6 protein-coding genes are annotated in these 5,708 nt (G+C 59.0%); 1 reads left to right on the top strand and 5 read right to left on the bottom strand.

The window, feature by feature from the left end:
- Positions 1-17: 17 nt before the first annotated feature.
- The 3 genes from HMPREF0178_RS11240 to modA form a co-directional block, all read right to left on the bottom strand.
- Complete coding sequence (locus HMPREF0178_RS11240; RefSeq protein WP_009733513.1) at positions 18-284, bottom strand: SlyX family protein; 267 nt, start codon at positions 282-284, stop codon at positions 18-20.
- Positions 281-781 (bottom strand): EVE domain-containing protein, encoded by a 501-nt coding sequence (locus tag HMPREF0178_RS11235; RefSeq protein ID WP_009733512.1) that lies wholly within the window; start codon positions 779-781, stop codon positions 281-283. Before HMPREF0178_RS11235 ends, HMPREF0178_RS11240 begins: the two co-directional genes overlap by 4 nt.
- Positions 782-1,171: 390 nt before the next feature.
- On the bottom strand, positions 1,172-1,954 hold the full coding sequence (modA, locus tag HMPREF0178_RS11230; RefSeq protein ID WP_009733511.1) for a molybdate ABC transporter substrate-binding protein: 783 nt from the start codon (positions 1,952-1,954) through the stop codon (positions 1,172-1,174).
- Positions 1,955-2,142: 188 nt separating this feature from the next.
- Here modA and HMPREF0178_RS11225 point away from each other — a divergent pair, with 188 nt between their 5' ends.
- Complete coding sequence (locus HMPREF0178_RS11225; protein ID WP_009733510.1) at positions 2,143-3,285, top strand: TOBE domain-containing protein; 1,143 nt, start codon at positions 2,143-2,145, stop codon at positions 3,283-3,285.
- A gap of 248 nt (positions 3,286-3,533) precedes the next feature.
- On the opposite strand, the gene HMPREF0178_RS11220 is transcribed toward HMPREF0178_RS11225, so the two are convergent.
- Both HMPREF0178_RS11220 and modB read right to left on the bottom strand, forming a co-directional pair.
- Entirely contained in the window at positions 3,534-4,289 is a 756-nt protein-coding gene (locus tag HMPREF0178_RS11220; protein WP_009733509.1) for a sulfate/molybdate ABC transporter ATP-binding protein, read from the bottom strand.
- Positions 4,289-4,981 (bottom strand): molybdate ABC transporter permease subunit, encoded by a 693-nt coding sequence (gene modB / locus HMPREF0178_RS11215; protein WP_009733508.1) that lies wholly within the window; start codon positions 4,979-4,981, stop codon positions 4,289-4,291. Before modB ends, HMPREF0178_RS11220 begins: the two co-directional genes overlap by 1 nt.
- Positions 4,982-5,708: the final 727 nt, after the last annotated feature.

The raw sequence follows: 5,708 nt of genomic DNA, 5'->3' as shown, positions 1-5,708 counted from the left end.
GGCTAATCGAACAAAACCTATGCAAGCTTCATATAATGCGGGGGCACGGTCGCTTCACCGCCTTCGTTGCCGACAAGCTCCCAAAGCTCACGGAACTTCTCCTCAACGGCTTCCATACGCCCTTGAAGATCGTCCAGCTGCCTCTGTTGGAGCGTGATCGCCTCATTGAGGGCGGAAAGCGTCCGCTCCTGAAAATAGACCTGTTCCTCCAGCCGCTCCAAACGGGCGACACGGGCCTTCAGCGCGGCAAGCTCGGCATCGGGAGAATACAAAAGTTCGCTCATGCCTTCACCTCTTGCCCCGTCGCCTTGTCCGCGGCGAGCTGGTCCGCCAGCCTGACGATGGCGGCATAGGCTTCGGCCTCCACGGGCTGTACGGAAAGGCGGCTTCCGGTCTTCATGAGCTCCATACCCGCCAGCTCGGGGACAAACCGCAACAGGCTGCGGGGAACCGGCGGCTCGAATCGCCGCACCAGCTTCACATCCACCATGTACCAGCGGGGATCGCCCGGTGTGGCTTTCGGATCGAAATGCCCGGCCTCAGGATCCTGCGCCGTGAGATCGGGATGCCCTTCGCGCACGATTTCCACAATCCCGGCGATTTCAGGATTCTTGCCGCTGTGGTAGAAAAATCCCAAATCCCCCTTCTTCATGTCGTCGCGCATAAAGTTGCGGGCCTGATAATTCCGCACGCCGTCCCAACTTGTGGTCTGGCCGGGCGCGTTTTCCAAATCGGTAAACGAATAGCAGTCGGGTTCGCTTTTGAAGAGCCAATGCCGCATGGTTCCGTGCTCCTGAAAAAATGAGGATTCGGGAATATTGTTCCCTGAATCCTCATTCCTTGCAAGCTTTTTGCTTTCCGGGGAGCCGGCCTTCCGCAACACCAGCAACTACCAATAAATATTGATGTTTCCCTGAGAACCTCCAACATACCCTTTCCACGGCAACCCGCCACCCTCAAGGGAATCCATAAAAAAAGCCTCCTGCCGACAGCGATGCCACAGACGAAACAATCATCCAACATCGTTCGAAAGAAGACATGAAAAGAACAACTGCGAGCAGGGATTCGATAACGTCGAAAGTCTTGGGATGGGGAGGGATGGGGTGTGGGGAAGGGAGGGGGAACCTTTCTTCAGAAAGGTTCCCCCTCCCTTCCCCACATGTATATGCAACTACTTCTGTGGCTTGCTGAAACCATACTTGGCGAGCACAGCCTGCCCTTCGGGAGAGAGTACGAAATCGACGAACTTCGCGCCGCCGTCGCGGTTGCTGCCCGTGGTCGCCACGGCGATGGGGTACAGGACAGGCTTGTGTCCGTCCATCACGGCAGCCACCTTCATCTTGTCGCCGCCCTGCCTGGCGTCGGTGCGGTAAACGAAACCGGCGTCGACCTCTCCACGGCCCACATAATCCAGAGCCTGACGGACGCTCGCGCCGAAAACATACTTGGGCTGCAAGGTTTCCCAAAGGCCGGCGGCCGTCAGGGCCGCCTTGGTGTAACGCCCGGCGGGGACGGAGTCGGGATTCCCCACGGCGATGCGCTTGACTTCGGGCTTGGTCAGATCCTTGGCCCCGTTCAGGTTGAGCTTGCTGTCGGAGGGAACGACCATGACGAGATCGTTGAGCGCGAAATCTTTGCGGGTTGCGGTATCGACCAGCTTCTTGGCCGCGGCTTTGTCCATCGTTTCCTGATCCGCGGAAGCGAACACATCGACGGGGGCGCCCTCTTCCATCTGCTTGAGCAGCGGGTTGGAGGCCGCAAAGTTGGTATGCACCTTGATGTCGGGGTATTTCTTCTCAAAGAGCCCCTTTATCTCCGTGAACGCATTCGTCAGGCTGGCCGCGCCGGAAACCGTGATTTCCTGCGCCGCAAACGCCGGAGCCGCCAAAAGGAGGCATCCCAAAAGGCTGAACGCCGCATTTCGGGCACACCGACGGAAAAAACGCTTATCCATGTTCATACTCCTTTGTTGTTCGACTGTTGCGGTTCACGAACGATAACCTTTTCAGCAATACCCCCCTTGCGTTTTCCCGGCAATCTTGTCACTCTTTCGAGAAACTGCGTGACCGACTTTCGCCCACATCAGCCCGTGGGATAGCCTGCATATCCCGAGAAGTCGCTTATCGGTACAGAGGAGATTCCATGCAGGAAGAAATAACCCGCCTTGTTCAGGGGCTTGATGACTCCGCTCTGCGGTTCATCGAAGCCTGTGTCCGCCACGAACGTGAAGCCCGCAACGCGCCCCAGGTCCCGCCCCCGTCCACGCCGCACCCCGGCGGCCAATTCACCGTCCCGGAAAATGTCAGGCATCTGACCTCGGAACAGCTCGACGCCGTCTCCAAGGCGTTTCTTGATTGGTACAAGGCGTCCGTCTCCACGACGCAAGGCCGTTCAAGGGGACGGCTTTGGCTGGTTTTTCTGCTCATCCGCTACGGCGCGCTGCGTCTCGGCGAAGTGCTGGCCATCGACGACCGCACGGATCTCGACTTTACCCGTTCCGTCGTCAGCGTCCGGGGGCAGAACTTCAGGGAACTTCAATTTCCCGAAGCCATCATGACGGAAATCCGGCAAGTGCTGGAGTCCCCCCTCATGTTCGGCCTGCGCGGCGAAGTGCTGCACCTCGATCAAGGCTATGTGCGCCGTATCTTCTATGAGCGGGCGAAAGACGTCGATCTGCCGAAAGAGCTCCTCAGCCCCCGGGTCATCCGGCATTCGCGGGGCATAGAGCTTCTGCGCGGCGACGTGCCGCTCAAGATCGTCCAGCAGTTCCTCGGGCAGCAGAGCCCGACCCTGACGGCAAGTTACCTTCACTTTTCCCGTGAAGACGCCCGAAAAATCGTCCATTCCCATATTAGGAGGGAAGCTATGAAAAAAACCAGCGCCCGCAACGCGTTCACTGGAACCATTAACCGCATCAAGCGCGGCGACCTGCTCGTTGAAGTGGAAATCCTGACCTCCACCGGCCTTCAGGTCGTCTCCATCATCACGGCTGAAAGCGCCGACAACCTCGAACTCCGCGAAGGCATCAACACCACCGCGACGATCAAGGCCCCGTGGGTCATCATCAGCACCGGCGACGCGCCCACCAGCGCCCGCAACCACTTCTCCGGCAAGGTGCAGAGCGTCCAGCTCGGAGAAATCGAAGCCGAAGTCCTCGTCACCCTCGACGAAGGCACCACCGTCTGCGCCGTCATCACCTCCCAGAGCGCCCGTGTGCTCAAGCTTGAGCCAGGCAAGCCCGTGTCCGTCCTGTTCAAGGCGTTTGCCGTCGTTTTGGGGATGTAAACGAGATCTTGGGGAGGGGAGGAAGGGCCTTTCTGAAGTCCCCCTTCCTCCCCTCCCCACCCCCATCTCCAAAGACTTTCGCCTTTATCGAATCCCTATTGCAGGGGATTGCCAAGAACGGAAAAGCCTTCTCCGAACACGGGGAAGGCTTTTTGCTATCGGGGAAAACCGGAAGCCGGACAAAACGAGGGCAGCGAAAAGGTGGCGGCATTTCTTCGTTTTTGTCCTCCCTGCCGTGTTTCTTCCGGTTACACTTCCACCAGCGGCGCGAGGAGCGAAAGGGCGTCCGGCTCGCTCGCCCGGCGGGCGGGATAATCGTCGAGGACATGCCGGATCATGCCATTGCGGTAGACGGCCAGCGAGTCCGCAAAGGCGTCCACGTCGGCGGGATCATGGGTGATCAGCACGACAGGGATGTTCCATTCGTCGAGCAGGGCGCGGATCTCGCGGCGCATCCTGACCCGGAGGAGCGGGTCCAACGCGGCGAAAGGCTCGTCCAGCAGCAACATACGGGGCGCGGTAATAAGGGCGCGGGCAAGCGCGACGCGCTGCCGCTGGCCCCCGGATATTTCACGGGGATACCGCTCGGCAAGGTGCCCGACCTCGAAACGCTCTAAAAGATCATCCACGGATTTGCGGGCCGCGGGAGAGGGGCGGCCGAACAAGGTCCGTTTCGTCTTGTCGAGCGCGAACTCCACATTCCTGCGGACCGTCAGATGCGGGAACAGGGCGTAATCCTGAAAAACATACCCGAGATGGCGCTCACGGGCCGGGAGATCGATGCCCTGTTCCGAAGCATACAGCACGTCGTCCCCAATCTTGATGTATCCGCCGTCAGGCCGGACCAGCCCCGCCAGCGACTGGAGGGTGAGCGTCTTGCCGGAACCGGAGTGCCCGAACAGGACAAGCCGCCGGGTGGCGCAGCTCAGGGACACGTCGAGGGAAAAACTGTCGCCGCGTTTCCGCCCCGTGGCGAGGCGCTTGCGGATCTGCACATCAAGCATCAGCGGCCTCCCGCCTTTCCGCCGAACAACCTGTCGGCAAGGACAAGAATGGTAAGGCACAGGCACGACGTCAACACGACCAGCACCGTCGCCTGCTCGTCGTTGCCCGCCTGAAACGCGTCATAGATGGCAAGCGCAAGGGTCTGCGTCTTGCCGGGGATATTGCCCGCGATCATCAGCGTCGCGCCGAACTCGCCCATACCCCGCGCAAAGGCCAGCATCCCCCCGGCGACGATGCCGCGCCACGCCAGAGGCAGCGACACCTGCCAAAAGACCTTCCACTCCGACGCCCCGAGCGTGCGGGCCGCGTTCTCAAGACGCGGGTCCACCAGCTCCAGCGCGGCGCGGGCCGACTTGTAGATCAACGGAAACACGACCACCGTAGCCGCAACCACGGCTCCCTGCCATGAAAAAATCAGGTTGATGCCGCACTCGGCCAGCCACGGCCCGATGACGCCGCGCCGCCCGACCAGCAGGATAAGATAATAGCCCAGAACCGTGGGCGGCAGTATCATCGGAAGTGTACACATGGCGTCCAAAACAGCGGAAAAAGGCGAACGGCGGCGAGCCAGAAGCCACGCGGCGGCGACCCCGGCGCAAAACGAGGCGGCGGTCGCAAGGCCCGCGACCTTCAGCGACAGCAAAATCGGCGACCACGGGATCATCCCGTCCGCGAAAAACTCCGAAATCATGCTCATGCTCCCGGACATGCCTGAATCACGTTCCCTCCGCAATCCAGTCACGAAAACATCAAGAAGAGAGACTGCAAAAACGGTTCTGGAAGCATCGGGCGGAGGGCTCTCTAGAGAAGAAAGGAACCTCCCCCGCGTTTCTCCTCTCCAGAACCACATGCACGGGCCCGCATCCATCCCTCGCTTCTTCAAAGGCTTTCGTACCTGTATCAACCCATTGGTTACAGCACTCCCTGAAACGGATTGCCCTTGAAATGAAACCTCTCAAAAAGGCAACCTGCCGACAACGTAGTGCCCCTTGTCCCGCTTTCCATCCCTTCAAAACATATCGGCATTTCCTCGTCTATAATATTAGGGCAAGCCAACAAGCCTTTTGTATTTCCTTTAACGCAGATCCGGGAGACGGATGCCAAGGTTCAGTTTTTCCAATCGTCCCGTCCCGCTGCCGACCCTTACGAAAGTTTTAGGGGGATAGGGGTGGGGTTTGGGGAGGGGAAAGGGACCTTTTCAAAAGGTTCCCTTTCCCCTCCCCAATATCTTACTTTTTCAAAAATTTTCGAATAAGAACTTTTTACCCTTGTTTATGGTTTCATATGTGAATATTCTATTGTAAACGGATGTCAAAGAGGCTATTTTCAGGAGCGACGCACTCCCGGGGCGAGCCCGGGGACAAATCCCAGAAAGAACGGGAACATCCATGCAGGAACTTTCAGAATATACCAAGCGG

Origin of the sequence: Bilophila sp. 4_1_30 (genome assembly GCF_000224655.1) — a bacterium.
GTDB classification, from domain to species: Bacteria; Desulfobacterota; Desulfovibrionia; order Desulfovibrionales; family Desulfovibrionaceae; genus Bilophila; species Bilophila wadsworthia.
The sequence above is the reverse complement of the archived record's forward strand: the minus strand, read 5'-3'. Positions and strand labels throughout refer to the sequence as shown.

What these genes read in the sequence shown, in the direction of transcription:
- HMPREF0178_RS11240 (WP_009733513.1), bottom strand. Translation starts at nt 284, where the DNA reads ATGAGCGAACTTTTGTATTCTCCCGATGCCGAGCTTGCCGCGCTGAAG.
- HMPREF0178_RS11235 (WP_009733512.1), bottom strand. Translation starts at nt 781, where the DNA reads ATGCGGCATTGGCTCTTCAAAAGCGAACCCGACTGCTATTCGTTTACC.
- modA (WP_009733511.1), bottom strand. Translation starts at nt 1,954, where the DNA reads ATGGATAAGCGTTTTTTCCGTCGGTGTGCCCGAAATGCGGCGTTCAGC.
- HMPREF0178_RS11225 (WP_009733510.1), top strand. Translation starts at nt 2,143, where the DNA reads ATGCAGGAAGAAATAACCCGCCTTGTTCAGGGGCTTGATGACTCCGCT.
- HMPREF0178_RS11220 (WP_009733509.1), bottom strand. Translation starts at nt 4,289, where the DNA reads ATGCTTGATGTGCAGATCCGCAAGCGCCTCGCCACGGGGCGGAAACGC.
- modB (WP_009733508.1), bottom strand. Translation starts at nt 4,981, where the DNA reads ATGATTTCGGAGTTTTTCGCGGACGGGATGATCCCGTGGTCGCCGATT.